General features: G+C 66.7%; 25 protein-coding genes. 11 read left to right on the top strand and 14 right to left on the bottom strand.

Features of this window, described 5'->3' with window-relative positions; all coding sequences use genetic code 11:
* Positions 1–6: 6 nt before the first annotated feature.
* Complete coding sequence (locus KF871_RS00740) at positions 7–708, bottom strand: fumarylacetoacetate hydrolase family protein (RefSeq protein ID WP_291136826.1); 702 nt, start codon at positions 706–708, stop codon at positions 7–9.
* A gap of 11 nt (positions 709–719) precedes the next feature.
* Positions 720–1778, bottom strand: a complete 1059-nt coding sequence (locus tag KF871_RS00735) for a cupin domain-containing protein (protein WP_291136823.1) — start codon at positions 1776–1778, stop codon at positions 720–722.
* Between the two features lie 90 nt (positions 1779–1868).
* Here KF871_RS00735 and KF871_RS00730 point away from each other — a divergent pair, with 90 nt between their 5' ends.
* A complete protein-coding gene (locus tag KF871_RS00730) occupies positions 1869–2345 on the top strand; it encodes a MarR family winged helix-turn-helix transcriptional regulator (RefSeq protein WP_291136820.1) in 477 nt (158 codons plus the stop codon).
* Between the two features lie 22 nt (positions 2346–2367).
* Here KF871_RS00730 and KF871_RS00725 read toward each other — a convergent pair whose 3' ends face one another.
* Both KF871_RS00725 and KF871_RS00720 read right to left on the bottom strand, forming a co-directional pair.
* Positions 2368–3273, bottom strand: a complete 906-nt coding sequence (locus tag KF871_RS00725) for an alpha/beta fold hydrolase (RefSeq protein ID WP_291136817.1) — start codon at positions 3271–3273, stop codon at positions 2368–2370.
* A gap of 61 nt (positions 3274–3334) precedes the next feature.
* The gene (locus KF871_RS00720; RefSeq protein ID WP_291136814.1) at positions 3335–3937 is read right to left on the bottom strand and encodes a TetR/AcrR family transcriptional regulator; all 603 of its coding nucleotides are present in this window, start codon (positions 3935–3937) and stop codon (positions 3335–3337) included.
* A gap of 104 nt (positions 3938–4041) precedes the next feature.
* Here KF871_RS00720 and KF871_RS00715 point away from each other — a divergent pair, with 104 nt between their 5' ends.
* Together KF871_RS00715 and KF871_RS00710 are read left to right on the top strand one after the other, a co-directional pair.
* The gene (locus KF871_RS00715) at positions 4042–4536 is read left to right on the top strand and encodes a hypothetical protein (RefSeq protein WP_291136811.1); all 495 of its coding nucleotides are present in this window, start codon (positions 4042–4044) and stop codon (positions 4534–4536) included.
* Positions 4533–5900, top strand: a complete 1368-nt coding sequence (locus KF871_RS00710; protein ID WP_291136808.1) for a GAF domain-containing protein — start codon at positions 4533–4535, stop codon at positions 5898–5900. Before KF871_RS00715 ends, KF871_RS00710 begins: the two co-directional genes overlap by 4 nt.
* A 1-nt stretch (position 5901) precedes the next feature.
* Here KF871_RS00710 and KF871_RS00705 read toward each other — a convergent pair whose 3' ends face one another.
* The 4 genes from KF871_RS00705 to KF871_RS00690 form a co-directional block, all read right to left on the bottom strand.
* Complete coding sequence (locus KF871_RS00705; protein ID WP_291136805.1) at positions 5902–6645, bottom strand: hemerythrin domain-containing protein; 744 nt, start codon at positions 6643–6645, stop codon at positions 5902–5904.
* Between the two features lie 171 nt (positions 6646–6816).
* A complete protein-coding gene (gene arfB, locus KF871_RS00700; protein ID WP_291136802.1) occupies positions 6817–7233 on the bottom strand; it encodes an alternative ribosome rescue aminoacyl-tRNA hydrolase ArfB in 417 nt (138 codons plus the stop codon).
* 40 nt (positions 7234–7273) lie between these two features.
* Positions 7274–7804, bottom strand: coding sequence for a cytochrome b/b6 domain-containing protein (locus KF871_RS00695; protein WP_291136799.1), 531 nt, complete (start codon positions 7802–7804; stop codon positions 7274–7276).
* Positions 7801–8058 (bottom strand): PepSY domain-containing protein, encoded by a 258-nt coding sequence (locus KF871_RS00690; RefSeq protein WP_291136796.1) that lies wholly within the window; start codon positions 8056–8058, stop codon positions 7801–7803. The genes KF871_RS00695 and KF871_RS00690 overlap by 4 nt, the downstream gene beginning before the upstream one ends.
* Before the next feature lie 127 nt (positions 8059–8185).
* Here KF871_RS00690 and mnmA point away from each other — a divergent pair, with 127 nt between their 5' ends.
* On the top strand, positions 8186–9403 hold the full coding sequence (gene mnmA / locus KF871_RS00685; RefSeq protein ID WP_291136793.1) for a tRNA 2-thiouridine(34) synthase MnmA: 1218 nt from the start codon (positions 8186–8188) through the stop codon (positions 9401–9403).
* Here the strand turns inward: mnmA and KF871_RS00680 are convergent.
* Both KF871_RS00680 and KF871_RS00675 read right to left on the bottom strand, forming a co-directional pair.
* A complete protein-coding gene (locus KF871_RS00680; RefSeq protein WP_291136790.1) occupies positions 9375–10760 on the bottom strand; it encodes a DUF3422 family protein in 1386 nt (461 codons plus the stop codon). The two genes, mnmA and KF871_RS00680, sit on opposite strands and share 29 nt — an antisense overlap.
* Before the next feature lie 40 nt (positions 10761–10800).
* The gene (locus KF871_RS00675) at positions 10801–11568 is read right to left on the bottom strand and encodes a hypothetical protein (RefSeq protein WP_291136787.1); all 768 of its coding nucleotides are present in this window, start codon (positions 11566–11568) and stop codon (positions 10801–10803) included.
* 339 nt (positions 11569–11907) lie between these two features.
* On the opposite strand from KF871_RS00675, the gene KF871_RS00670 reads away from it, so the two are divergent.
* Entirely contained in the window at positions 11908–13848 is a 1941-nt protein-coding gene (locus tag KF871_RS00670) for a sensor histidine kinase (RefSeq protein ID WP_291136784.1), read from the top strand.
* Here KF871_RS00670 and KF871_RS00665 read toward each other — a convergent pair.
* Positions 13836–14321, bottom strand: coding sequence for an NUDIX hydrolase (locus KF871_RS00665; RefSeq protein WP_291136781.1), 486 nt, complete (start codon positions 14319–14321; stop codon positions 13836–13838). The two genes, KF871_RS00670 and KF871_RS00665, sit on opposite strands and share 13 nt — an antisense overlap.
* Before the next feature lie 101 nt (positions 14322–14422).
* Here KF871_RS00665 and KF871_RS00660 point away from each other — a divergent pair, with 101 nt between their 5' ends.
* The 6 genes from KF871_RS00660 to KF871_RS00635 all read left to right on the top strand — a co-directional run bounded on the left by KF871_RS00660 (position 14423) and on the right by KF871_RS00635 (position 20622).
* Positions 14423–15556, top strand: coding sequence for a Re/Si-specific NAD(P)(+) transhydrogenase subunit alpha (locus tag KF871_RS00660; protein WP_291136778.1), 1134 nt, complete (start codon positions 14423–14425; stop codon positions 15554–15556).
* Positions 15553–16305: a hypothetical protein gene (locus KF871_RS00655; protein WP_291136777.1), complete on the top strand. Its 753-nt coding sequence runs from the start codon at positions 15553–15555 to the stop codon at positions 16303–16305. Before KF871_RS00660 ends, KF871_RS00655 begins: the two co-directional genes overlap by 4 nt.
* A gap of 3 nt (positions 16306–16308) precedes the next feature.
* The gene (locus KF871_RS00650) at positions 16309–16629 is read left to right on the top strand and encodes an NAD(P) transhydrogenase subunit alpha (protein WP_291136775.1); all 321 of its coding nucleotides are present in this window, start codon (positions 16309–16311) and stop codon (positions 16627–16629) included.
* Positions 16626–18050, top strand: coding sequence for an NAD(P)(+) transhydrogenase (Re/Si-specific) subunit beta (locus tag KF871_RS00645; RefSeq protein ID WP_291136772.1), 1425 nt, complete (start codon positions 16626–16628; stop codon positions 18048–18050). Before KF871_RS00650 ends, KF871_RS00645 begins: the two co-directional genes overlap by 4 nt.
* 129 nt (positions 18051–18179) lie before the next feature.
* Positions 18180–19865, top strand: coding sequence for a long-chain-fatty-acid--CoA ligase (locus KF871_RS00640; RefSeq protein ID WP_291136769.1), 1686 nt, complete (start codon positions 18180–18182; stop codon positions 19863–19865).
* 10 nt (positions 19866–19875) lie between these two features.
* Positions 19876–20622, top strand: a complete 747-nt coding sequence (locus KF871_RS00635) for a 5'-methylthioadenosine/adenosylhomocysteine nucleosidase (protein WP_291136766.1) — start codon at positions 19876–19878, stop codon at positions 20620–20622.
* 100 nt (positions 20623–20722) lie between these two features.
* Here KF871_RS00635 and corA read toward each other — a convergent pair whose 3' ends face one another.
* The 3 genes from corA to KF871_RS00620 all read right to left on the bottom strand — a co-directional run bounded on the left by corA (position 20723) and on the right by KF871_RS00620 (position 24966).
* Positions 20723–21709 carry a magnesium/cobalt transporter CorA gene (gene corA / locus KF871_RS00630; RefSeq protein WP_291136763.1) on the bottom strand — a complete coding sequence of 329 codons (987 nt, stop codon included), beginning with the start codon at positions 21707–21709 and terminating at the stop codon, positions 20723–20725.
* Between the two features lie 195 nt (positions 21710–21904).
* Positions 21905–23152 (bottom strand): patatin-like phospholipase family protein, encoded by a 1248-nt coding sequence (locus KF871_RS00625; RefSeq protein WP_291136761.1) that lies wholly within the window; start codon positions 23150–23152, stop codon positions 21905–21907.
* A 5-nt stretch (positions 23153–23157) separates the two neighbouring features.
* Positions 23158–24966: a hybrid sensor histidine kinase/response regulator gene (locus KF871_RS00620; protein ID WP_291136758.1), complete on the bottom strand. Its 1809-nt coding sequence runs from the start codon at positions 24964–24966 to the stop codon at positions 23158–23160.
* Positions 24967–24973: the final 7 nt, after the last annotated feature.

Raw genomic sequence — 24973 nt, 5'->3', positions numbered from 1 at the left:
GCCGCGTCAGGCCGCCGGCCCGATGGTCAGCGCCACCTCGCCCACGCCCTCGACCTGACCCTCGATGCGGTCACCCGTGACCACAGCGCCCACGCCTTCGGGTGTGCCGGTGTAGATCAGGTCGCCCGCCTGCAGGTGATAGAAGCGCGAGAGGTCTTCGATGATCTCGCGGATGTTCCAGATCAGCTTGTCGACGTCGGAGCGCTGTTTGGTCTCGCCGTTGACCTTGAGTTCGATGCCGCCGCGCTCGATCACCGTGAACGGCATCGGCACGATCTCGCTGCACACCGAGCCTTCCTCGATGTCCTTGCCGAGGTCCCAGGGGCGGCCCTTGTCCCGCGCCACGAGTTGCAGGTCGCGGCGCGTCATGTCCAGGCCGGCGGCGTAGCCATAGACCAGCTCGTGCGCGTCGGCCGCAGCCACGCGAAAGCCGGCGCGGCCGATCGCCACCACCAGCTCCATCTCGAAGTGGTAATTGCGGGTTTCGCTGGGGTAGGCCACGGCGGCGCCCGACGGGGTGAGCGTGCCGATGGACTTGGTGAAATAGAACGGGTGCTCCACCGACTTGTCGACCGGTTTGCCCATCTCGAGTGCATGGGCGTGGTAGTTGCGGCCGACGAAGAACAGCCGGTTGACCGGGAACAGCGTGGACTCGCCGCGGATGGGCAGGGCGGCGACGGGGGGCGGATTGAACAGATACTCACTCATGGCATGGACGCTCAGGGCATCACGGGTTGGTTGTCAGGGCGCACTTCGTAGACGCCGAGCTTGCGGTGCAGCGGCGACTCGTCGGCCACGAAGAGGAACGCGGGCGCGCTCGCCGAGGCATTGATCAGCGTGGTGGATTCGTAGCCCGGGATGCAGCAGGTGTCGGCTTCCTTGAGCGGGAAACACTGGCCCGCCGCCGCGACCTGCGCACCGCCTTCGATGACGTGATAGACGCAGGCCGGCGAGCGCGCCGGCAGCGTGAGCGTCTGACCCGGGCGCAGCATCAGGGCGTGAAAGCCCAGTACGTTCTCGGCGTCCTCGCCGGACTCGGGGTTGGTGTAGGTCACCTGCACATGGGCGGCGTCGGGCTGGTCGTCTGCCAGCGACAGCAGGGCCGCACGCGCATCGGCCCAGGGGTAGCGCAGCATGGGGTAGCGCTTGCCGCTGCGGCCGAACACCGGCGTGGGCACGACGCCCGCGCGCGCATAGGCGCGGTCGCCGCGGCCGGGCTTGACTTCCTGGCGGCTGCCGTTGAGGTGGTAGCTCACCTCCAGGTAGTACATCAGCGGCAGGTCGAGCACGTCGAGCCACACCACCGGCTGATCGCCGTCGTGGCCGTGCTCGTGCCACAGCCCGGTGGGCGTGAGGATCAGGTCGCCGCGGCTCATCGGGCAACGTTCGCCGTCGACCGTGGTCCAGGCACCCTCGCCTTCGACCACCATGCGCACCGCGTTGGGGGTGTGGCGATGGCTCGGCGCCCATTCGCCGGGCAGCAGCAGTTGCATGCCCAGGTAGAGCGCGGCGCTGGCCTGCATCTTCTCCAGCGTGTGGCCTGGGTTGGCCAGCACCAGCACGCGGCGCTCGGCCTTCTCGATGGGTGTCAGCTCACCGGCCTTGAGCAACAGTGGCTTGATGTCGGCATAGGCCCAGTGCGTGGGCCGCGTCTGTCGCGTCGGAATGTGTGGCGGCAGCACGCCGCGCAAACTGGGCCACAGCGGCACCAGGTTGCGCTCGCGCAGCGCGGCCACATAGTCTGCGGGAAGGTCTTCAAGGCGTCCGAGGTCGTTCATGGCGTCGTCCAAAGCTGCGCACGCTAATAATAAGTATGCTTATCGTAAGTGGCCTGATAGCATCATGTCCACTCCCTTCGTCGAGCCGCCATGAAACGATCAACGCCCGCCAGCGTCAACATCGACGATCAACCCGGGTACTACATCCGGCGCCTGCACCAGATTTCGGTGGGTCTCTTTCTGCAGGAGTTGGCAGAGCTGGGCCTCACGCCGGTGCAATACGCAGCTTTGCAGACGGTGGCCAATCAGCCCGGCATCGATCAGCGCACGCTGGCGCGCACCGTGGCGCTGGATGCATCGACGACGGGCGGCGTGGTGGACCGCCTGGAACAGCGGGGTGCGATGGAGCGGCGCACCTCACCCACCGATCGCCGTGCGCGCCAGCTCTGGCTCACCGCAGCGGGCGAGCAGCTGCTGAGCGACGCCATCCCCTCCATGCTTCAGGCGCAACAGCAGTTGCTGGCACCGCTCACCGAGCGCCAGCGGGCTGAATTCATGCGCCTGATGCGCATCGTCATCGACGAGAACAACATCCACAGCCGGGCACCCAGCGAGACAACGCGCTGAGGCGGCAGGGCGCAGCCGGGTGTCAGGCGTCGCGCTGCGTGTCGCCGATGACGTGTGCCACCACCGATTGAACAACGTGCTCGTCGCGCAGCAGGCGCGTGTGGCCTAGCCCCTGAGTTTCGATCAGGCGCGCGCCGGGGATGGCGTCGCGAAAGGCCTCTGCGTCGGCAAAGCGGTTGATGCGGTCCTCGCGGTCGTGAACGATGAGGGTGGGCACCCACACACGGGAGCCGACCGCCGCCGGCTCGAATTGCCGCATCAGGATGCCCTCGCGCGTCTCGACCCGCTGCTGCAAGCGTTGGCGTGTGTGTTCATCCAGTCCGAACACGGCGGCAAAGAGGCGCGTGTACGCGTAGGGCGAGGCCGGCGGTGCGAGCAATACCAGTCGCGCCACCGGCAGGCCGCGGGCCGCCACGTAGGCCAGGGCGTTGGCGGCCAGCGAGTGGGCCACCACCGCCTGGACCTCGTGCCCTTGCTGCTGCAATCGCGCGGTCAGGTAGTCGATGGCCCGCGCGAACTGGGGCAGGTTGCTGGTGCTGCCCCGGCTGCGCCCGTGCGCCGGCAAATCCACCAGCACCGGGCGCAGCCCGCGCGACGCGAGCGCCTGTGCCAGCGGCAGCATCTGTGCAGCGTGACCGCCCCACCCGTGGCAGAGCAACACGAGGGGCGCGTGCGGCCCTGGTGGCGGTTCGTAGACCGTGATGCTGGCGTCCTCGAACGCCCAGTCGCTGGCCTGCCAGTGCGCCAAAGCGGCCTGGCGCCGGTAGAGCCACTTGGGTGGCAAGGGCGTGCCGAACAAGCGGTACGCCCAGCGCAAGGACAAGGCCGGCCACACTTTCTCGGACAGGCCCAGACCCCAGCGCAGCCAGCGGGTGGCCGGATGGGCCTGGTAGAAGGCCGAGGCCGATTGCAGAGAGGTGTCGTTCATGGGTTTGCTCCAAAAATCGCACGACTGTGCGAAACATGACCAAAAAAAAGAACAAACGCGATCAGGCTTCGTAGGTCCTGATGAGCCGCGCCCAGGTGGCCTGCGCCCGCTCGGCGGCGCGGGCATCGCGCAGGAAGCGAACGTCGTGCACCAGCCCGATGGCCAGGCTGCTGATTTCGCCCACCAGTTGCTCGGGATCGGTGTCGGGCTTGAGGTGACCGGCTTCCACCGCCTGCAGCACCGTGCGACGCAAGGCGGCCCGCCAGCGCGTCACTTCGCCCAGCAACAGATCGCGCAATTCGCCCTCGCGGTCGTCGAGCTCGAACGCGCCGGAGGTATAGAGACAGCCGGTGTGCACCTCCACATCGCGCAAGCGGATCAGCCAGCGCCGCACGATGTCCTGCAGGCGCGGCAGACCTTTGGGCGCCTGCATGGCGGGCACGAACACGTCGGCCAGAAAGCGGCGCCCGAACTCTTCAATCACCGCCTTTTGCAAGGCTTCGCGCGAGCCGACGCGGGAGAACACGCCGCTCTTGGAGATGCCGATGCGGTCGGCCACCGCCTGCAGCGTGATGGCTTCGATCCCTTCGGTCGCGGCCAGATCGAGCGCCGCGCCGACGATGGCGGCGCGGGTCATTTCGCTTTTCTGGGTTCTGGCGTCCATGGCGGGGAACTTTACGCACGATTGTGCGAAATTGCAAGTCGCCGATCGGATTGGAACAAGACCGCGGGCTGGCTATCATCGGCGCCTTCCGCGCCGCCACCACCTTGGACCACGCCGCACCCCCACCCTTCAAGCCCGAGTTCCTGGTCATGATGGTCAAGGGCGTGTCCTTGATCGTGAGCAGCCGGGACCACGCGCTCAACCCCAGCGTCATGCGCGCCGTGGGCAGCCGCATCGACGACGGGGGCCGCCGCATCACGGCCTACCTGGCGCGCAACCAGTCGCGCCAGTTGCTGGCCGACCTGTCGAGCAGCGGACGGCTGGCGGCCGTGTTCAGCCAGCCCACCTCCCACCTCACAGTGCAATTCAAGAGCCGGCGCTTTCGCATCCGTGAAGCCACGCCGGACGACAGTCCCTACCTCGCGCAATATCTGGCGTCGATGGAGGACGAGCTCGGTGCGTTGGGCTACCCCCGCGTGCTGGCCAAGGTGATGCTGGCGCACCAGCCGCAAGACCTGGTCGCGGTGGAATTCGAGCCCGACGAGGCCTTTGATCAGACGCCTGGGCCAAACTCCGGTCAGGCAATGGGGCTCGCATGAATCCCGGCGACGACCTGCCCGCGTTCGAGCACGCCGACATGGACGAGGTGCGTCCGTGTTTCGAAGGCATGGTGCCGGCCATCATGGCCACCGTGGCCCTGGATGGCGCGCCCAATGTGGCCTATCTGTCGCAGGTCTATCACGTCGACGATGCGCACGTGGCCCTGTCGTTCCAGTTCTTCAACAAGACGCGCAAGAACCTGCTGGCGCATCCGCGCTCCACGGTGCTGCTGCTGCACCCGCTCACCGGGCGCTTCTACCGCTTGCACCTGAACTACCTGCGCACCGAGCTCGGTGGGCCCGTGTTCGAGAGCATGAAGGCGCAGCTCGCGGGCATTGCCTCGCACAGCGGCATGGCCGACGTGTTCGTGTTGCGCGGAGCCGATATCCACCAGGTGCTGGCCATCGAACGCCTGCCCGCCGAGCCATTGCCGCTGGGGCTGCCCGAGCCACCCCCCAGGCGCGATGGGCTGCTGGTGCTGCGCCGCTGTGTACAACAAGTGGCCCAGGCGCGCACGCTGGACGCCTTGCTGGATGCCTCGCTCGACAGCATCGGCCGCGAACTCGGCATTCAGCACGCCATGGTGCTCATCCTGGATGCGCAGGCGCAGCGGCTGTACACGGTGGCCAGCCGCGGCTATGCCACCTCCGGGGTGGGTTCCGAGATTGCGCTGGGTCAGGGGGTGATCGGGGTGTCGGCGCGCGAGCGCACGCCGGTGCGCATCAACCACCTCACCACCGTGATGCTCTACAGCCAGGCCATCCGGCAGGAGATGGCCGCTGAAGCGAGTCACGAGATCCCCTACCCCGGTCTGAGCCAGCCGCGCAGTCAGCTCGCCGTGCCATTGATCTCAGGCGACCAGACGGTGGGCGTGCTGTTTGTGGAGAGCGACCAGGAGATGCGCTTCACCTACCAGGACGAAGACCTGCTGGTGGCCCTGGCAGGCCAGATCGCGGCCGGCATCGAGCTCATGCGCGAGTCCGAGGAGCCCTGCGACGAAGCACCGGGCGGCCCCGATGCCCGAGCCGTCGAAGCGCAGGCCGCGCCCTTGCGTGTGCGGCGCTACCGCCGCGACGACAGCGTGTTCGTCAACAACGCCTACCTGATCAAGGGCGTGGCCGGCGCCATTCTGTGGAAGCTCCTCAACGACCACGCAGCCGGTCGGCGCGAATTCACCAACCGCGAGCTGCGGCTGGACACCACACTCGGGCTGCCGGACGTCAGCGACAACCTCGAAGCCCGGCTCCTGCTGCTGCACCGCCGCCTCAACGAACAGTGCCCGGCACTGATGCTGCAAAAGACAGGGCGCGGGTGCTTTCGCTTCGATGCCCTTGCGCCGGTCGAGCTCGACGACGTCGCCTGACTCAGACCATCACCAGGCCTGGCACCGGGGGCAGGTTCACGCTGCGCGCCAGCTTGGCCCAGTCGCGGTCGTTGAGGTGCTGCCGCGCCACGGCCATGACGGCCTCGACCGCCTCGGGCGGCGCCTTGCCCTGCATGTCATTGACCATCAGCGTGCGCTCCATCGCGCTCACGCTCGGCAGCATCCAGCGGGCCACCAGCATCATCTCCTGCGGCGGGATGCTGCCCACCAACTGGTCGTGGATCGCCAGCAGCTCGAGGTCGGTGTACGTGGACCACAGCGCCGCGTTGTGCTGCGTCTCTTCGCTGTGCATGTGCTGGAAGTTGTCGGCCACAAACAGCGCCAGCGCCAGGTACAGCACCTGCAGGGCCGCGGGGCGCATCGACGCAGGCACCGAGGCCAGCGCGCGCGCAGCGTCGCCCAGGTGGGCAATGTGGCGCAGGTGGTCCTCGTGGTCGGCGGCCACAGCGTCGCAAACGCCCGGGCAACGGGCCTGCAGGGCCGGGTGGATGAACTGGTTCTCGTGCGCCACGTGGTGCTCGCAGAACTCGACCAGTTCGACCACGCGATCGCAGGCGTCGCGCACCTCCTGGTCGTCGCTGGCGTCAGCGCGGCCCAGCGCCAGCAGCGTGTCGGCCATGAAGCTGCGCAGCGCCTTGTGGATGCTGGCGTAGATGTTGAAGCGGCCCTCGCCCGTGGCGGCAGCGGCGGCGATGGCGGCGGTTTCGATGGGATGAACTTGCATGGTGATGTCCTCGGGGCCGGCCAGTGCCGGCGTCTGTTGGACCGGCGACACCCCATGTGCCACCCGTCCATGGCGATGAAGTCTCGCGAACACCCACTGATCGCGCTGCTAAATTGCGCTTAAGCGCTTCCTAAAAGGACCTTAAGGCCTCAACGTTTGGGGGAAGCGTCCCTACCGTCCATCCAGGCCGCGGATGGATGAACGTCCGAGCTTGACGTCGCTTCGCCTTGACTTGGCTTCAAGACGTTTCTCGCGCGAGGCCTTGGTCGGGCGCGTGGCGCGCCGGGCCTTGGGGGTGATGGCCGCCGCGTCGACCAGGGCCTGAAGCCGCGACAAGGCGTCGGCCTTGTTCTGCTCCAGACTGCGGCTGCTCTGAGCCTTGATGACGATCACGCCGTCCTGCGTCAGCCGGGTGTCGCTCATGGCCAGCAAGCGGTTCTTTACCGCCTCGGGCAAGGCGGCGGCGTGCACCGCATAGCGCAGGTGCACGGCATTGCTCACCTTGTTCACGTTCTGCCCACCCGCGCCCTGCGCGCGGATGGCGGTGAACTCGACGTCGGCCGGGTCGATGAGGACGGTGCGCTGCATGCGGCGAGTCTATGTCGCCACAGGCAGCGCTTGGTAGGGCTCAGTAGTGCTCTTTGGTGCCGGTGAACATCGCCTTGACCAGGCGTGTGCGTTCGATGCGCCCCATCACGATGGCCGCCGCCGCGTGCAGCCCGGCCAGCACGATCAAGGTGTTCGCCAGCCCCTCGTGCAGCTCCTGCAACGCCTCGTTGCCCCAGAAGCGGTCGGTGCCTTGCAGCCAGCCGGTCAGGCCCAGCAGCAAGACCAGCGCCATCAGCGCGAGCATCATCAAGGCGCCCAGTGGGTTGTGACCCGGTGTATGGGGTCGCTCGCCGCGCAGCCATGCGTGCAAGTGCGCGCGCACGCGCCCCGGCGTGGGCCAGAAGTCACTGAAACGCGCGTGACGCGTGCCGATCAGGCCCCACAACAGGCGAAGACCGACCAGCGCGGCCGCGGCGTAACCGATCCAACGGTGCGGCGGATCGCCTTCTTCCAGCACGAACTGGTTGAGCAGAACGGCGCTCACGAGCGACCAATGAAAGACCCGCACCAGCGGGTCCCACACGCGCTCGGGCGGGCGGATGGCGCTCATTCGGCCTTGATGACCTTGCCGGAGATCGGGTCGAAGTAGATCTCGACCTTCTTGCCGGCCTTGTCGGTGCCGTAGATCTCGTAGCAATTGCCCTTGGTGACCTTGAAGGTCTTGATCTGGTAACCCTGGCCAGCCAGGTCCTTCTTGAATTCTTCCTGGTTCTTCCAGCCTTCTTTGGTAGCAGCGCAGGTCGGGCTGGCCAGGGCGGCACCGGCCAGGGTGAGTGACAGCGTGGCGATCAACAGCGATTTCATGGAGTTTGCAGATGTGTCCCCCGCACATGCGGGTGACGCCATTGAAGGGCGCCTGCCTGAACCGTGGATTAAGCCGCGCGGCCTCACGCGCCGAGGGGTTGTGGGTGCGCTGGGATAATCCCGCCCCATGGCATCGAAACAGCGCGTCGTGGTGGGCTTGAGCGGAGGCGTCGACTCTGCGGTGAGCGCGTGGCTGCTCAAGCAGCAGGGGCACGAGGTCGTCGGCATCTTCATGAAGAACTGGGAAGACGACGACGACAGCGAGCACTGCACCAGCCGCCAGGACTGGCTCGACGCCGCCAGCGTGGCCGACGTGATCGGCATCGACATCGAACACGTCAACTTCGCCGCCGAGTACAAGGACCGTGTGTTCGCCGAGTTCCTGCGCGAATACCAGGCCGGGCGCACGCCCAACCCCGACATCCTGTGCAACGCCGAGATCAAGTTCAAGGCCTTCCTCGACCACGCCATGCGCCTGGGCGCCGAGAAGATTGCCACCGGGCATTACGCCCGTGTCCGCTGCGTTGCAGCCGACACGGGCGAGCCCGTGGGGCCGGATGGAACATCGCACGCGATTGCGCGCGATGGCGCCCGCCTGCGTTTTCAGTTGCTCAAGGGTCTGGACCCGCTGAAGGACCAGAGCTACTTCCTGCACCGCTTGAACCAGGCCCAGCTCGCCAAGACCATGTTCCCGGTGGGCGAGTTGCCCAAGACCGAGGTGCGCCGAATCGCGGCCGAGATCGGTCTGCCCAATGCCAAGAAGAAGGACAGCACCGGCATCTGCTTCATCGGTGAACGACCGTTTCGCGAATTCCTCAACCGCTACATCGCCAGCGCGCCCGGCCCCATCAAGGACGAGCGTGGTCGCGTGATCGGCGAGCACGTGGGGCTGAGCTTCTACACCCTGGGGCAGCGCCAGGGCCTGGGCATTGGTGGCGTCAAAGCCAAGGGTGCCCAGAAGGGTGGCAGCGAGCACGCGCCCTGGTTCGTCGCGCGCAAGGACCTGGCCACCAACACGCTGTGGGCGGTGCAGGGCCACGACCACCCCTGGCTGCTGACCCCGCGCCTGCGCGCACACGACGCCAGCTGGGTTGCGGGTGAGGCGCCGACGGCCGGGCGGTTGGGCGCGAAGACGCGCTACCGCCAGGCCGATGCGGGTTGTGACCTGACCGCGGTTGGCCCGGACGGATTCATCCTTCACTTCACCCAGGCGCAATGGGCGGTCACCCCGGGCCAGAGCGCGGTGCTGTACGACGGTGAGGTTTGCCTGGGCGGCGGCGTCATCGTGACCGAGGCCGCCTCGGGCGACGCGGCCTTCAGCCCGGCGGTGGCGCTGGCGGCGTAGCGCCCGCCTGCGGTGAGTGCAGCGAGCCACCCAGCTTTTCGTGGATCTTGCGCGTGGTGCGCCAGGTGGCCCACAGCACCAGCGGTACCAGCGCAGCGGCCGCCATCTCGGGGTTGATCGGCAAGCCCATGGCCTTGGCGCCCTTGCCCACGTACAGCAGCAGGCTGATCACGTAGTACGAGATCGCCGCAATCGACAGGCCCTCCACCGTGGTCTGCAGTTGCAGCTGCAAGGCCTGCCCGCGGGTGAGTTTGGCCAGCAACTCCTGGTTCTGCGTTTCGGTGGCGATGTCCACCCGGGTGCGCAGCAGCGCACTGGTGCGTGTGATGCGCTCGGACAGCGACACCAGCCGCCGCTCGGCAGCGGCCACCGTGGCCATGGCCGGTGACAGGCGGCGCAGCATGAACTCGCCAATCGTCTGCGTGCCGGGAATGGGGCGTTCCCGCAACTCGCCGATGCGCTGGGTGACGATGGCGTCGTAGGCGCGCGTGGCCGAAAAGCGGTAGGTGTGTTCGGCTGTGGCGCGTTCCACGCGCGCGGCCAGTGCGATGAGTTGGTCGAGCAGCGCTTGCTCCGAGGCCGCCTTGTGCTCCAGCTCAGCGGTGATGGCCGCCAGTTGCGACTCGGCCCCGGCCAGCACCGGCGACAGGGCCTTGGCCACTGGCAGGCCGCGCAAGGCCATGAGGCGGTAGGTTTCGATCTCCAGCAGCCGCTGCGAAATGCGCCCGGCGCGCGTCTCGCTGGTGCCCGGCGGGGCGATCACGAGCATGCGCTCGAAGCCGTTGGGGCGCAGCCTGAAATCGGTCACCGCCCATGAGTGGCCGCCGCCGAGCTGCGAGGCCACCACAGTGCGGGCGCCGATCCAGCGTTGGGCCGGGCCCATGAGGGTGGCTTGCGCGTCGGGGGTCTGCTCGGGCAGCGGCGCAGTCACCATGGCCAGCTCCACGGCGGCCACCGTGCGCCCGGGAATGTCGGCCAGCCAGTGCGGCGGCAGGTCCAGGTGCGACAGCAGATCGACGTCCGCTGATCCCAGGTCCGCGGCCTCTGGCAAGGGCTGCACCAGTGAGTACCGGGTGAACTCGGTGTGGCGCTCCCATTTGAGTGTGCGCCCGTCCAGACGAAGCCGCAGAAAGTTGCTTTGAAGGTCTTCGGGTTGGAGGCCGCCCTGGCCGGGCAGCAGCCGCAGGTGCGCCAGCTCCTGTTCCCGATCCACGCCGTCGTTGAGCACGGCAACAAACACCACCAGCGCGGGCAGCCGGATCAGGGCGGACGGTCGGGCGTGGACTTCGTTGTGCAGCGCCTGCCGCCAGGTGGCGTCGGGCGGCAGCAGCGGGTCGGTGGCGATCGGGTGCTCCATGGCACCGCACTGTATGCGATGGGGGCAGGCGCGAGCAGCGTCAGGCGGTCGCGGGCAGGCACAAGCTCAGCACCAGCGCGTCGTCCACGTCGTGAACGGTGAGCGTTCCACGGTAGCGGGCCACGGTTTCCATGGCCGACGCCAGGGCCGGGCCTATGGCCTGCGCGTTCGTCGCATGTTCGGCGCGCAGCGCGAGCCGGACCAGCCCGTCCTGGCTGCCGCCCTCGATGGTCAGCAAGGGAGGCGTCGCTTGCGTGCGGCCGAGCTGAAGCAGCATGTCCAGCAAGGCGTGGCCCAGCTCGGTCGGTTCACCGAACACCGGTGGCAGCTCTCCAAAGTGATGACTCACCTGCCATTCCTGCGGCATCAGTGAACGAGCGACATAGAGTGCCTGGGTCAGCAGTTGACGCAGATCGCAGGCGCGTGCGCGCTGGGGCGTCAGGGACATCAGGTTCGTCAGGTGCTGCACCAGCTCACCCAGCCGATCGCAGGCCAGCAGTGCGTCGTCGAGCCGGGTCTGGGTCTCGCGCAGTGCCCTCGCCATGGTGTGCACGTCGAGCAGGCCTTTGGCGTGCACGGGAGCACCGACAGCCTCCATCTGGCTGGCCAGGTCGCTGATGTCTTGCGTCGCCAGGAACACCTGCGTCATGGTTTGGCGAATGGGCTCGACCAGCCAGGGTCCGGCCGAGGTGGCCATGTGCCAGCGTCGGAAAGGGTCGAACACCCATTGGGCGCAGCCTTCTGGCGCCTCTGAGGGTGAGGATTCATCGGCGTTGGGCGCCTGGGTGGTTGCGGTCATCGTGCTCATGCGGGCAGCGTACGTTGGCGCGTCTGCTGGCCGCATGCGCCCTGCGAAGTAGTGGCTGCGTTGCCCGGGCGGTGAATGCCATTGGTCACCGGGTCCAGATGGCGCCGGCTGTCCCGTGGACCGGCGAGCAGCCTACTGCCTAGGCAGTATTGAGTGGCATGCACAGACGTCCAACCATTTGGGGGCGTGCCATCCAGGCGCTCGGGGCCTTGAGGGAACCTTGTGACAACGGATTCAGTGGCTAGGAATGATCTGCTCGGCGGCCGATGGGTCACGAGTCGTCACAAGGCTGCCCGGGCGGTCCTGATGTGGGGTGTCGCCACGTGTCGATTGGCGTGCATGGCCTTGCTGCTGGCCACGCTCGCGACGATCGCCCACGCCAGTGTCGATGGCGCGTTTGCCGAGGTTGTGGTTGATCGCAGCGACACGGTGGATCTCGTGCCCCACCTCAGCTACTTCGAAGACGTGAGCGGCCAGTGGCGACCCGACCGTCCCGGCGCACTCACGGTGGCCCAGTTTCTTCCCATGTCCGGCGATGGACGTCGAGGCTATCTGGGTGTCGGCGAGCACGACGTGTGGTTCCGGGTCCAGTTGCGCACCACAGAAGATGCGCCGGTGGATTGGTTCTGGGTGATCGAGCAGCCGACACTGCCCTGGGTGGAGGTGCGCAGCAGCACCGAAGCCCAGCCCGCGCGCTGGCTGTACTCGGGCATTGGCCACTCCCCTTCGGAGCGCGCCTGGCCTCACCGCTGGCAGGTGGTTCCTCTGGAGCTGCCTCCCGACGCCACCACCACGGTGTACATGCACGTTCGGGTGAAGGGGGATCTGCGCATGCCGGTGCGCCTGTGGCGACCGGCCACGCTGGCCAGACACGATCAGCGTCAGTACGCGCTGCACAGCCTGTGCTTCGGCGTGTTGGTCGGGTTGCTGGCCTACAACCTGCTCACCTGCGCCAGCATTCGGGACGCGGCCAATCTGTGGTGTCTGGGTGCCTTCTGCATGCTGGGTGTTTACCTGTTCAGTGCAGCTGGATTTCTGGCGCAAAGCGTCTGGATGGGGGGTGTGCTGCCCTACCAGCGCATCGAAATGGTTTCGCTGAGCGCGGGGTGCGCGCTGTTGATTCAGTTCGGTCGTTCGTTTCTCAAGACGGTGCGTTCTGCTCCGCGCATCGACAGAGGTGCGGTGGTCCTGCTCGGCGCCTGGGGATTGTTCGCGTTGATGTATGGCACGCAGCCTGCGGAGGTCAGCCAATGGTCCATCTGGGCCATGGTGGTGTTGAGCCTCTTGCTGGGGCTGGTCATGGTCACCGATGGCGTGCTGGGTCACAGGGCAGGTTCGCGCCCAGTGGCAGCGGCCTGGGTGTGCCTGGTTGCCGGGCTGCTCATTCCGGTCATTGACCGGTTCGAGCCCCTGCCACTGTCGCAATGGGTGGCGACCGCGCCCCTGGTGTCGGTCGCCGTTGCCTTGGTACTGCTTTCGTTTGCACTGGCCGATCGCTTGCGGGTGGAGCGCCTAGCGCTGGAGCGCGAGCGCGAAGTGGCCGCGCGTGCCGATCTGGCGCGAGGCCTGGCGCGGCAGGCGCAGGACGAAAAGTCGCGCTTCCTGGCGGCCGTGGCCCATGACCTTCGACAACCGCTGTATGCCGTCACCCTGGCCGCCGAGGTGCTGCGACGCGCCCCCGCACCCGATCAATCGCAAGTGGTGCTGGAGCAGATGCACGCAGCGCTGGAAACCGCCGACGGCCTGCTCGACTCGGTGATGACGGTGGCGCGCCTGGAGACGGGAACCCTCGAGCCGTCGCCGGCGGTCTGTCGCCTGGACAAGGTGATGGACCGCGTGGATCTCGCGTTCGGTGCCCAGGCGGAAGCCAAGGGACTGCGCTGGGTCGTCACGCCATCGGTGGCCTTTGCCTACACCGACGAGGTGCTGCTCCAGCGCGTGGTGTTCAATCTGGTGGCGAACGCGGTGGCCTATACCGACAAGGGCGGCGTCATCGTGTCTTGCCGCCAACGGGCAGAGCGCATCCTGTTGCAGGTGTGGGACACCGGGCCGGGGTTGGCGCTCGACGGCGACCATCCGCACTTTGATCGGCGTTTCCGCGGCGAATTCGGCACCGAGACCGACAGCGGCGTGGGGCTGGGCCTGGTGATCGCCCAGCGCACCGCCGCGCTGCTGGGTATCGACATGCAGGTTCGCAGCCGACTCGGGCGCGGCACCTGCTTCAGCCTGCACCTGCCGGGCGCGGCGGCGACACTGGCGCTGTCCGCTCAGCCCGTCTGACGCCCCAGTTGAACACCTGGATCTGTGTGCACCATGCTCAGCGGAAAGGCGCAGCCCGCCAGGTGGTCCTGCATGCAGCGCAGCACCAGGGGGCTGCGGTGCTGCGCTGCGCTGGCCCGGATTTCATCGGGCGTGAGCCACAAAGTGCGCACGATGCCGGTGTCCAATGCCCGGCCGACCAGGTGCTCGCCCAGCTCGCCGCAGAAGGCAAAGCGCAGGTAGGTCACGTCTTGCGTGCCGCGCTGAAAGCGCGACAGGTAGGTGCCGACCAATGCCGTGGGTTTGAAGCGGTGGGCCGTTTCCTCGAGCGTCTCGCGCACCACGGCCTCGATCAGGCCTTCGCCGGGGTCCAGATGGCCCGCCGGGTTGTTAAGGCGCAAGCCGTCGGCCGTGTGCTCTTCAATCAGCAGGTAGCGGCCATCTCGCGCGATCACCGCGGCCACAGTGACGCTGGGTTTCCATCGTTCGGACATGGCGGAATTATCTGGCGTCGGGGCAGCCCCTCATGAGCTGACACCAGGCTTTCAGTTAAGCTTGCCGACCCATTCCGATACCCCCGAGCGAGGAGACACCCATGCTCATTGGCGTACCCGCCGAGACTGTGGCGGGCGAGACCCGTGTGGCCGTCACGCCCGAGACGGCCAAGAAGCTGGTGGCGCAAGGCCACACTGTGCGCGTGCAAAGCGGCGCAGGCTTGGCCGCCAGCGCCACCGACGCCGCCTACGAAGCCGCTGGCGCGCAGATCACCGACGCGGCTGGCGCTCTGGGTGCCGATCTGGTGCTCAAAGTGCGTTCGCCGCAAGCGGCCGAGCTGCCACAGATGAAGTCGGGTGCCACCTTGGTGGGCATGCTCAACCCCTTCGACAAGGACGGGCTGGCGCAGTTGGCCGGTGCCGGTCTCACCGCGTTTGCCCTCGAGGCAGCGCCTCGCACCACCCGTGCGCAGAGCATGGACGTGTTGTCCTCGCAGGCCAACATCGCGGGCTACAAGGCCGTGATGCTGGCGGCCAACGCCTATCCCAAGTTCTTCCCGATGCTCATGACGGCCGCTGGCACGGTCAAGGCAGCGCGGGTGGTGATTCTGGGGGTGGGTGTGGCGGGTTTGCAGGCCATCGCCACCGCCAAACGCCTGGGTGCGGTGATCGAGGCCAGCGACGTGCGCCCGAGCGTGAAGGAGCAGGTTGAATCACTGGGCGGCAAGTTCATCGACGTGCCCTACGAGACGGCCGAGGAGAAAGAGGCCGCCGAAGGCGTGGGCGGCTACGCCAAACCCATGCCACCGAGCTGGCTGGCGCGCCAGCAGGTCGAGGTGGCCAAACGCGTGGCCATGGCCGACGTGGTGATCTCCACCGCGCTGATCCCCGGGCGCGCGGCGCCGACGCTGATCACCGAGGAGATGGTCAAAAGCATGAAGCCGGGCTCGGTGATCGTGGACATCGCGGCTGGCAAGGGGCAGAACGGGGTGGGCGGCAACTGCCCGCTGACCGAAGCCGACCAGACCGTGGTCAGGCACGGCGTCACCCTCATCGGCGAGACCAACCTGCCCGCGCGCGTGGCGGCCGACGCGTCGGCGCTGTACGCCCGAAACGTGCTCGACTTCCTCAAGCTGGTGCTGCCCAAGGACGCGACCGCGGTGCAAGTGCCGATGGACGACGACATCGTCGTGGCCTGCCTGATGACGCAGGGCGGCGAGGTCAAACGCCAATGAAGCAGGGTCGAGCACAGATGGCCTGGATGCGTCGAGCGATTGCCTTCGGTGGCCTGGCATTGGTTTCTTGCCCACTGCTGGCGGGCGATTTTTCGGTTGGGCGTGTGGAGGTCGCGTTCGCGGAAGACGGCTGGACCGAAATTCCGATGGACGATAGCGGCCAAGCCTACGGCGGGGACAAGCCGGGCTCGTTGCGCGTGCAGACCAGGCTGTATGTGCGCGCGGCCTCTGCCGATGGAGCGCAGGCGTTTGTGCTGGTGAGCGCAAACTCGCACGGTTTCAATGGCGGTGGCGCGGCCAAGATGGTCTATTCGCCAGACTGCCGATCTGACAAGGAAATCCATCGGGAAGGCAATGCGGGCGTTGGTCGCCCGTTTGCGCAGTGTTTGGCCGTGATGCCGCGCTATACCAGCGAGAGCCTCGTTGAAGTCCTGACCCCACAGGTCAAGCCGCTGCGGGCATCGGGCGTGGTGCCCATGTCGCGGCTCGCCTACTCCGTTACCAGTCGCCACGCGATCTCAAACGGAACCTTTGTCGATGTTCGAGTGATCTTCGCGTCGCCGCTGGATGTGCCGGATACGCAGATCAGCGATGCCCTGCCCGACGGTGTGCCACCCGCGCACGTTGTTTGGGGGCGGCAACTCAAGGACGCAGTCAAGAGCAGCGTCTACTCCCTGTCAGGACGCCTGAACATTCCCCCTCTCCGGATGATTCCGCCCGCACCGACGGGCCCAACACTGCGAGGCTGACCCATGGATGCCGTCTCCCCCACCCTCATCAACCTGATCATCTTCGTGCTGGCCATCTACGTGGGCTACCACGTGGTCTGGAACGTCACACCCGCGCTGCACACGCCCCTGATGGCGGTCACCAACGCCATTTCGGCCATCGTCATCGTTGGCGCCATGCTGGCGGCGGCGCTCACCGAGACGCCGCTGGGCAAGGTCATGGGCGTGCTGGCCGTGGCACTGGCGGCGGTGAACGTCTTCGGCGGCTTCCTGGTCACACGCCGCATGCTCGAGATGTTCAAGAAGAAAGAGAAGAAGGCTGCGCCTGCGGGAGACAAAGCATGAGCATGAATCTCGCTGTCCTGCTCTACCTGATCGCCTCGGTCTGCTTCATCCAGGCGCTCAAGGGCCTGTCGCACCCGACCACTTCCATCCGTGGCAACGTCTTCGGCATGACCGGCATGGCGATTGCCGTGCTCACCACGGCGGCGCTCATCGTGCAGATCTCCGGCGGCGCCGGGCCCGGCATGGTCTACGTGCTGGGCGGTCTGGTGGTCGGTGGCGGCATCGGTGCCGTCATGGCCAAACGCGTCGAGATGACCAAGATGCCCGAGCTCGTGGCCTTCATGCACAGCATGATCGGCTTGGCCGCGGTCTGCATCGCCGTCGCGGTGGTGGCCGAGCCCTGGGCCTTCGGCATCGTGGCCCACGGTGACCCGATTCCCGGTGGCAACCGCATCGAGCTGGCGCTGGGCGCCTTCGTGGGCGCGGTCACCTTCAGTGGCTCGGTCATCGCCTTCGGCAAGCTGTCGGGCAAGTACAAGTTCCGCCTGTTCCAGGGCGCGCCGGTCACCTTCGCCGGTCAGCACAAACTCAACCTGGCGCTGGGCCTGGCCACCGCCTTCTTCATCTTCGGCTTCTGGCATTCGCAGAGCTGGATCGACATCACGCTGGTGATCGCGCTGGGCTTCCTGCTGGGCGTGCTCATCATCATCCCCATTGGCGGCGCCGACATGCCGGTCGTGGTGTCCATGCTCAACAGCTACTCGGGTTGGGCGGCAGCGGGCATCGGCTTCTCGCTCAACAACCCGATGCTCATCATCGCGGGCTCGCTGGTGGGCAGCTCGGGCGCCATCCTCAGCTACATCATGTGCAAGGCGATGAACCGCTCGTTCATCAACGTGATCCTGGGTGGCTTTGGTGGCGAGGCCGGTGCCGCGGCCGCGGATGGAGGTGTTCAACGTGTGGCCAAGAGCGGCAGCGCCGACGACGCGGCCTTCATCCTCGGCAACGCCGAGACGGTGGTCATCGTGCCCGGCTACGGCCTGGCGGTGGCGCGCGCGCAGCACGCCGTCAAGGAGCTTGCTCACAAGCTCACCGAGAAGGGCATCACCGTCAAGTACGCCATCCACCCGGTGGCCGGTCGCATGCCGGGCCATATGAACGTGTTGCTGGCCGAGGCCGAGGTGCCGTACGACCAAGTGTTCGAGATGGAAGACATCAATGGCGAGTTCGGACAGGCCGACGTCGCCATCATTCTGGGCGCTAACGACGTGGTGAACCCGGCCGCCCTGCAAAAGGGCAGTCCGATCTACGGCATGCCCATCCTGGAGGCCTACAAGGCCAAGACCGTCATCGTGAACAAGCGCTCCATGGCGGCGGGCTACGCCGGCCTGGACAACGAGCTGTTCTACATGGACAAGACCATGATGGTCTTCGGCGACGCCAAGAAGGTGGTCGAAGACATGACCAAGGCGATCGAGTGAGCGTCGCCAGGCGCCGCCGCGGTGGCGCCTGTGCGACTGCGCATGCGGGTAAGCCAGCGGGCGAGCCTGGCCCGCCCTGGTGACAATCCCGCGTTTGAGCCGCCCAGACAACATCACGAGGAGCTTTGCATGCTGACCGCCACCGATCAACGTCCCTGGCTTTCGGCCTACCCCGAGGGCGTGCCCGCCGACATCGACGCCAGTCGCTTCCCATCGCTGGTGCACCTGATGGAGGAGAGCTTCCGCCAGTACGGCAACCGCACGGCCTACAGCTTCATGGGCAAGGACGTGAGCTACGGCGAGACCGACAGCCTCTCGCAAGCCTTTGCCGCCTATCTGCAGTCGCTGGGATTGGTCAAAGGCGATCGCGTGGCGATCATGATGCCCAACGTGCCGCAGTACCCGGTGGCGGTGGCGGGCATCCTGCGCGCCGGCCTGGTGGTGGTCAACGTCAACCCGCTCTATACCGCGCGCGAACTGGAGCACCAGCTCAAGGACTCGGGCGCCAAGGCCATCGTCATCATCGAGAACTTTGCGCACACGCTGGAGCAATGCATTGCGGCCACGCCCGTCAAACACGTGGTGCTGGCCGCCATGGGTGACCGCCTGGGTCTGCTCAAGGGCGCGCTGGTGAACTATGTGGTGCGCAACGTCAAGAAGATGGTGCCGGCCTTCAACCTGCCCCAGGCGGTGCGCTTCAACGACGCCATCGCGCGTGGCACACGTGCCACCTTGCGCCGCCCTGAGCTCAGCCCGGACGACATGGCGGTGCTGCAGTACACCGGTGGCACCACCGGCGTGAGCAAGGGCGCCGTGCTCCTGCACCGCAACATCATTGCCAACGTCCTGCAGTCCGAAGCCTGGAACGACCCCTGCATGAAGCTGGTGCCGGCCGACGAGCAGCCCACCAGCGTGTGTGCGCTGCCGCTGTATCACATCTTCGCGTTCACGGTGAACATGATGTTGAGCCTGCGCGTGGGCGGCAAGACCATCCTGATTCCCAACCCGCGCGATCTGCCGGCCGTGCTCAAGGAGCTGAGCAAGCACCGCTTTCACAGCTTCCCGGCGGTCAACACCTTGTTCAATGGTCTGGCCAACCACCCCGATTTCAACCTCGTGGACTGGAGCCACCTGAAGGTGTCGGTGGGTGGCGGCATGGCGGTGCAAAGTGCCGTGGCCAAGCTCTGGCTTGACCGCACCGGCTGCCCGATCTGCGAAGGCTACGGCCTGTCGGAGACCAGCCCGTCGGCCAGCTGCAACCCCACCAACAGCAAGAGTTTCACTGGAACCATCGGTGTGCCGCTGCCGGGCACGCGCATGAAGTGCCTGGACGACGACGGCAACGAGGTGCCGCTGGGCGAGCCGGGTGAGATCGCCATCCAGGGTCCGCAGGTGATGGCCGGTTACTGGCAGCGCCCGGACGAAACCGCCAAGGTCATGACGGCCGACGGCTACTTCAAGACCGGCGACGTCGGCGTCATGGACGAGCGCGGCTACTTCAAGATCGTCGACCGCAAGAAGGACATGGTGCTGGTCAGCGGCTTCAACGTGTACCCCAACGAAGTCGAGGACGTGGTGGCCCAGCTCGCCGGTGTGATGGAGTGCGCCGTCGTCGGTGTGCCCGACGACAAGACCGGTGAAGCCGTCAAGCTCGTCATCGTGAAGAAGGACCCCGCACTCACCGAAGCCCAGGTGCGCGACTACTGCCGCACCAACCTCACCGGCTACAAGCAACCCAGGGTGATCGAGTTCCGCACCGAGTTGCCCAAGACCCCGGTGGGCAAGATCCTGCGCCGCGAACTGCGCGACAAGTGACCCGCGCTCGATGACGCTCGCCCTGATCAGCGCGCTGCCCGAGGAGCTGCAGGCCGTGCTGGACCTGCTGCCGGATGAGCAGCGCACCACAGTGGCGGGGCGTGCCTTCTGGCAAGGTCACTTGCACGGCCAGACGGTAGTGGCGGTGCTCTCTGGCATTGGCAAGGTGGCCGCTGCCACCACCGCCACCTTGCTGGCCGAACGTTTCGCGGTCAGCGCCATCGTCATGACCGGGGTGGCAGGCGGGGTGGGCCCTGGCGTGAACGTGGGTGACGTGGTGGTGGCCAGAACGCTGCTGCAGCACGACATGGACGCCTCGCCCATCTTCCCGCGCCATGAGCTGCCCGGCTACGGGCGCTCGCGTCTTGAGACAGACGTATCGCTGACGGCGCGCCTCGCGCAGGCCTGCGAAACCACGCTTGGCCATCCTGCCGATGCACTCGGTGAAGAAGCGGTGCGGGCGTTTCACCTGGCGGCGCCGCGCGTGCACCAGGGCTTGCTCATCAGCGGCGACCGGTTCGTGTCGCGCACCGCCGAAAGCCAGGCCCTGCAGGCTGAATTGCCCGACGCACTTGCCGTCGACATGGAAAGCGCTGCCGTGGCGCAGGTGTGTGCGGACTTCGGCCTGCCGTTTTCGGTCGCACGCACCATCTCCGACCGCGCCGACGACGCGGCGCACGTGGACTTCCCGCGTTTTCTGACCCAGGTGGCGAGCCGCTACAGCGCGGCGATCGTTGCGGGATTGCTGGGGGCTTGAGCCCGAGCCATCGCGAAACACCGCGGAACCGGCGCCGCCGGGCCGCGGGTGTTGCCCCCTTGAGGGGGTGACGCACCGCCCGTGCGGCACTGGGGTGGGCCTATCTCAACCAGCCGCGCCGGCGGAAGTACAGCATCGGCACCACCGCCGACAGCACCATCAAACCAATGGCCCAGGGGTAACCCAGCGTCCAGCCCAGCTCGGGCATGAACTGGAAGTTCATGCCGTAGCTGCTGGCCACCAGCGTCGGCGGCAGCAGCGAGACGCTGGCCACCGAGAAGATCTTGATGATCTTGTTCTGGTTGATGTTGATGAAACCGACGGTCGCATCCATCAGGAAGTTGATCTTGTCGAACAGGAAGGCCGTGTGGCCATCGAGTGAGTCGAGGTCGCGCAGGATCTGCCGCGCGTCTTCGAACTGCTCGGCGCTGAGCAAGCGGCTGCGCATCATGAAGCTGACCGCGCGGCGCGTGTCCATCACGTTGCGGCGGATGCGCCCCGACATGTCTTCGTGGCGCGCAATGCCCGACAGCGCCTCACCCAGCGTCGCGTCGGTCGCTTCGCTTGACAGCACCTTGGCGCTGACCTTCTCCAGGTCGTCGTAGATGTCTTCGAGCGTGTCGGCGCAGTACTCGGCGTCGGCGTCGAACAGCATCAGCAGCACGTCCTTGGCGTCGTCGATCAGACCGGGCATGCGCCGCGCGCGCATGCGCAGCAGCCGGAACACCGGCACGTCTTCATCGTGAATCGAGAACAGCACGCCGCGGCTCTTGAGGGCGTCGTTGTGCTCGTTCAGGATGAAGGCCACACGCACCGCGCGCGGGTCTTCGTCGTCGTCGATGAGGAAGTCGCTGCGAACATGCAGCTCGCCGTTGTCCTCTTCGAAGAAGCGGGCCGACTCCTCGATGTCGTCGTCCATCGCGTCTTCGGGGATGGACAGACCGAAGTGCTGTTTGACCCAGCGGCGCTCTTCGGGTGTGGGTGACTCCAGGTCGACCCAGATGGGTTTGAACCTTGCGAGCTCTTCCAGGGATTCGATTTCTTCCTGGAAGAGACGGCCGTTGGCCAGGGTGAAGACGTTGAGCATGGCGCGCTCCCTGCGTTGCGATCACGGACTGCGGGGGAGGCCGGTGTGCCGGCCGGCGGTATCGGTGGCGCTTTCAGCCGGCCGGCCGCCGTGGTGCCCGGGTGGGCAATGCTCAGGCGAACGTGGAACGGGCTGAAAGCACACGACTGGGGGGTGTGCTTTCCATCAAGGGGCTCCAGAACGGGGTGGCGGCGATTATGGCATCGCGCCGGTGCCACCAGCGGCCGCGGCAGGTGCCATAAAGGACTTCAATTCGGCCTGTCGTCGCCAGGCGTCGTGTTCGCCCAGGGCAATGAGGGCCTGGACGAAGCCAGGCTCGAACAGCAGGTAGCTGGCCAAGGCCGCGGCACTGGCGTTGGCGCCGCGCTGCGTGTCCAGCACCCCCAGGCCCATCAGCGTGTGGCGGGTCGAGATGGGCAGTTCCTGCACATGCTTGAGGGCGATCTCGTCGAGTGACACGCTGGGCTGGATGGCCAGTACCTCGACCGGCCGATATGGCAACGCGGCCGCCAGGTCGGGCGGCAGCCGGGCCAGGGTCTGGCTCACGCGCAAGGTCTGTTCGACGTCGGACTGCAGGGTGTCGTGAAAGACGCTGGCCATGGCGTGGCCGGCGATGGTGCCGGCCGTGGGTTCGCCCTCGTTGTGTGCCACCAGGCCAGAGCGCTGCGGCTGGCCGACGCCGATCACCAGTACGCGCCGGGCGCCGAAGTGGATGGCCGGCGACAAGGGTGAGAGCTGGCGCATCGACCCGTCGCCGAAGTGTTCCCGGCGACCGTTCACCCACAGCGGCACCGCCGGGAAGAGAAACGGGATCGCGCTGGAGGCCATCAGGTGCTCGATGGTGATGGGCTGGAAGTCGGCCCGCCGGCCTGGGCGGTGCCAGGGCTGATGGCCGGTGTCGCTTGGCGTCTGGCAGAAGGTCCAGTGCTCGCCGGTGGTGTAGCTGGAGGCCGTCACGCCCAGCGCATCCAGTGCCCTTTGTTCAAAGGCACGCTCGAGCTGTTGCAGGTTGATGGCGCGGTGCAGCGTGTCCACCAGCGGCATGGTGTCGAGCAGGGCGCGGTGCTGTTTGACCTGGCGTGACAAGGTCCAGCCGGCCAGCACGCGACTGGCCCGCACCCAGCTGGGCGCATCCAGTCGATACACATGGTCGGAGCGCAAGGCGCGCCAGAAGCTGGAGAGTTCGGCCAGTGCGTCGGCGCCGCTCAATGCGTGGCTGGCGAGAAAGCTGGCATTGAGCGCGCCCGCCGATGTACCGAACAACCAGCGAAACGGGAAGCCGGTCATTGAGGGCGCCAGCATGGTGCCGATGGCCTGCAGCACCCCGGCTTGATAGGCGGTGCGAGCGCCGCCGCCCATGAGCACCAGGGCGCAACCGTCAGGGTGTTCCGGTGTGCGCGGTGAAACGCCGATGTTGTGGGACAGGACGGTATCGAGGGACAAGGCGTTTATCCGGTGGTGCCTGTGGGTGTGGTGGCGTTCAGGGCCCCATCCGTTTCGATGAAGCTGCGCAAACGCACGGGATCGATGGGCTTGAGCATGACAGGCAGATGGGCGGCCGAGATGTCGGCCGCCACCGATGCGCTGGTGTCGCCGGTGATGATGAGGGCGCGCAGGTCGGTGTCCAGCTGACGCCGAAGTGCGTCGACAGCTTGCAGCCCATCGACGTCGGCATCGAGGTGCATGTCCACCAAGGCCACGTCAGGCCGACGTGCCGGCGTGGCCAGCAGGCGGCTCGCTTGGGCCAACGAGCTTGCCGCCAGGGTGTCGTGCCCCCAGCTGCGCAGCAGCACCGTCATGGCGGTCAGGATGCGTTCGTCGTTGTCCACCACTAGCACCAGGCGAGGGGATGCATTGGACGCGGCGTGCAGGGTGGGGGCCGTGACGGAGGCTTCTTTCCCCGCCTCGATCGGCGTCTGGGCCTCGGGTAAGGTCAAACCAAACACCGAGCCGCGACCCAATTGAGAGCGGCACTGCAGCGAACTACCGAGCAATTCGGTCGACCGGCGCACGATGGCCAGACCCAGACCAAAGCCGCGTGACTGGCTGGCGTCGCGCGCCTGGCTTTCTACCTGGAAGAACTCCTCGGTCACGCGCGGCAGGTCGGCCGCCGCAATGCCGGCACCGGTGTCCCAGACCTGCAAAAGCACTTGCGATCCGCGCCGGCGGGCGGCCAGCAGAATGCCACCACGTTGTGTGTAGCGAACAGCGTTGGCCGCCAGATTGCTCAGGATGGTGTGCAGGATCGCGGGGTCGGTGTGAACGCACAGATCACTAGCCTGACAGCGCACGCTCAGGCCCTTGACGTTGGCCTGATGGGTCACTTCGTCGCACACCTTGCGCATCAACGGTGCCAGCGCCACGGGTTGTAGCGCCGGGCGCATGGCCCCTGCATCGAGCCGCGAAACGTCCAGCAGCCGGTTGAGCAACTGCGTCATCGTGTCGATGGCGCCTTGCATGCGATCCGCGACGATGCCTACCGCCGTGGGCTCCATCTGGCGTCGTTGGGACATGGCCTTGAGGGCAGGCACGAACAGCGCCATGGCGTGGATTGGCTGACGCAAGTCATGGCTGGCGGCGGCAAGAAAACGGGTCTTGCTCTGATTGGCCTGTTCGGTCCGCAGGTTCTCGGCCGTGAGCTGCGCGACCAGCGACTCGTTGTCGAATCGCAGCCGAAGGGCGTCTTCGATGGCCATGGCGACGCGGCGAGCAAACACCTCGGCCATCAGGAGAAACCAGCAAGCCAGACCGCCGAGCAAGGTCAGCGGGAGGCCTTCGCTCAGCATGCAGTGCAACTCAAAGGGCAGCACGCAAGGCAGAGCAAATGCCAGATGTGCGGCAAACGACGGCGCCAGGGATTGCGTGGCGCTTGAGGTAATGCTCATCAATACGATAGCCACCGTGGCCAGGTTCAGCGGCTGATCGGGGGTGAAGAAGGCCCATGCCAGTGACCCCCACAGCAGCCCGGCGACACACGAGACCCACACGAACCAGCGCGCCCACCGCCCGGTGGGCCAGTTGTTGGCCCGGTCCAGTCGCGCAAAGCACTTCGCCATGGCGAGTCGAAACAGGCACAGCACGACCATGGCGGCCAGCCAGATCAGGATCCAGGTGGGTGACTGCTGGTTGATCCAGAGCAGGCCGCTGGTGCCCGCCGCGAGCACCAGCGTGCCGGTCACCAGCGCCGGCACGTTGCCTGCGAGCAGGCGCACCTGCTCGCGACGCAGGCGATCATCCGAGTCCGGTGAAGCAGCCATGGGCGAA

The sequence above is a fragment of the Hydrogenophaga sp. genome (assembly GCF_019635465.1).
Lineage (GTDB): Bacteria > Pseudomonadota > Gammaproteobacteria > Burkholderiales > Burkholderiaceae_C > Hydrogenophaga.
The sequence above is the reverse complement of the archived record's forward strand: the minus strand, read 5'-3'. Positions and strand labels throughout refer to the sequence as shown.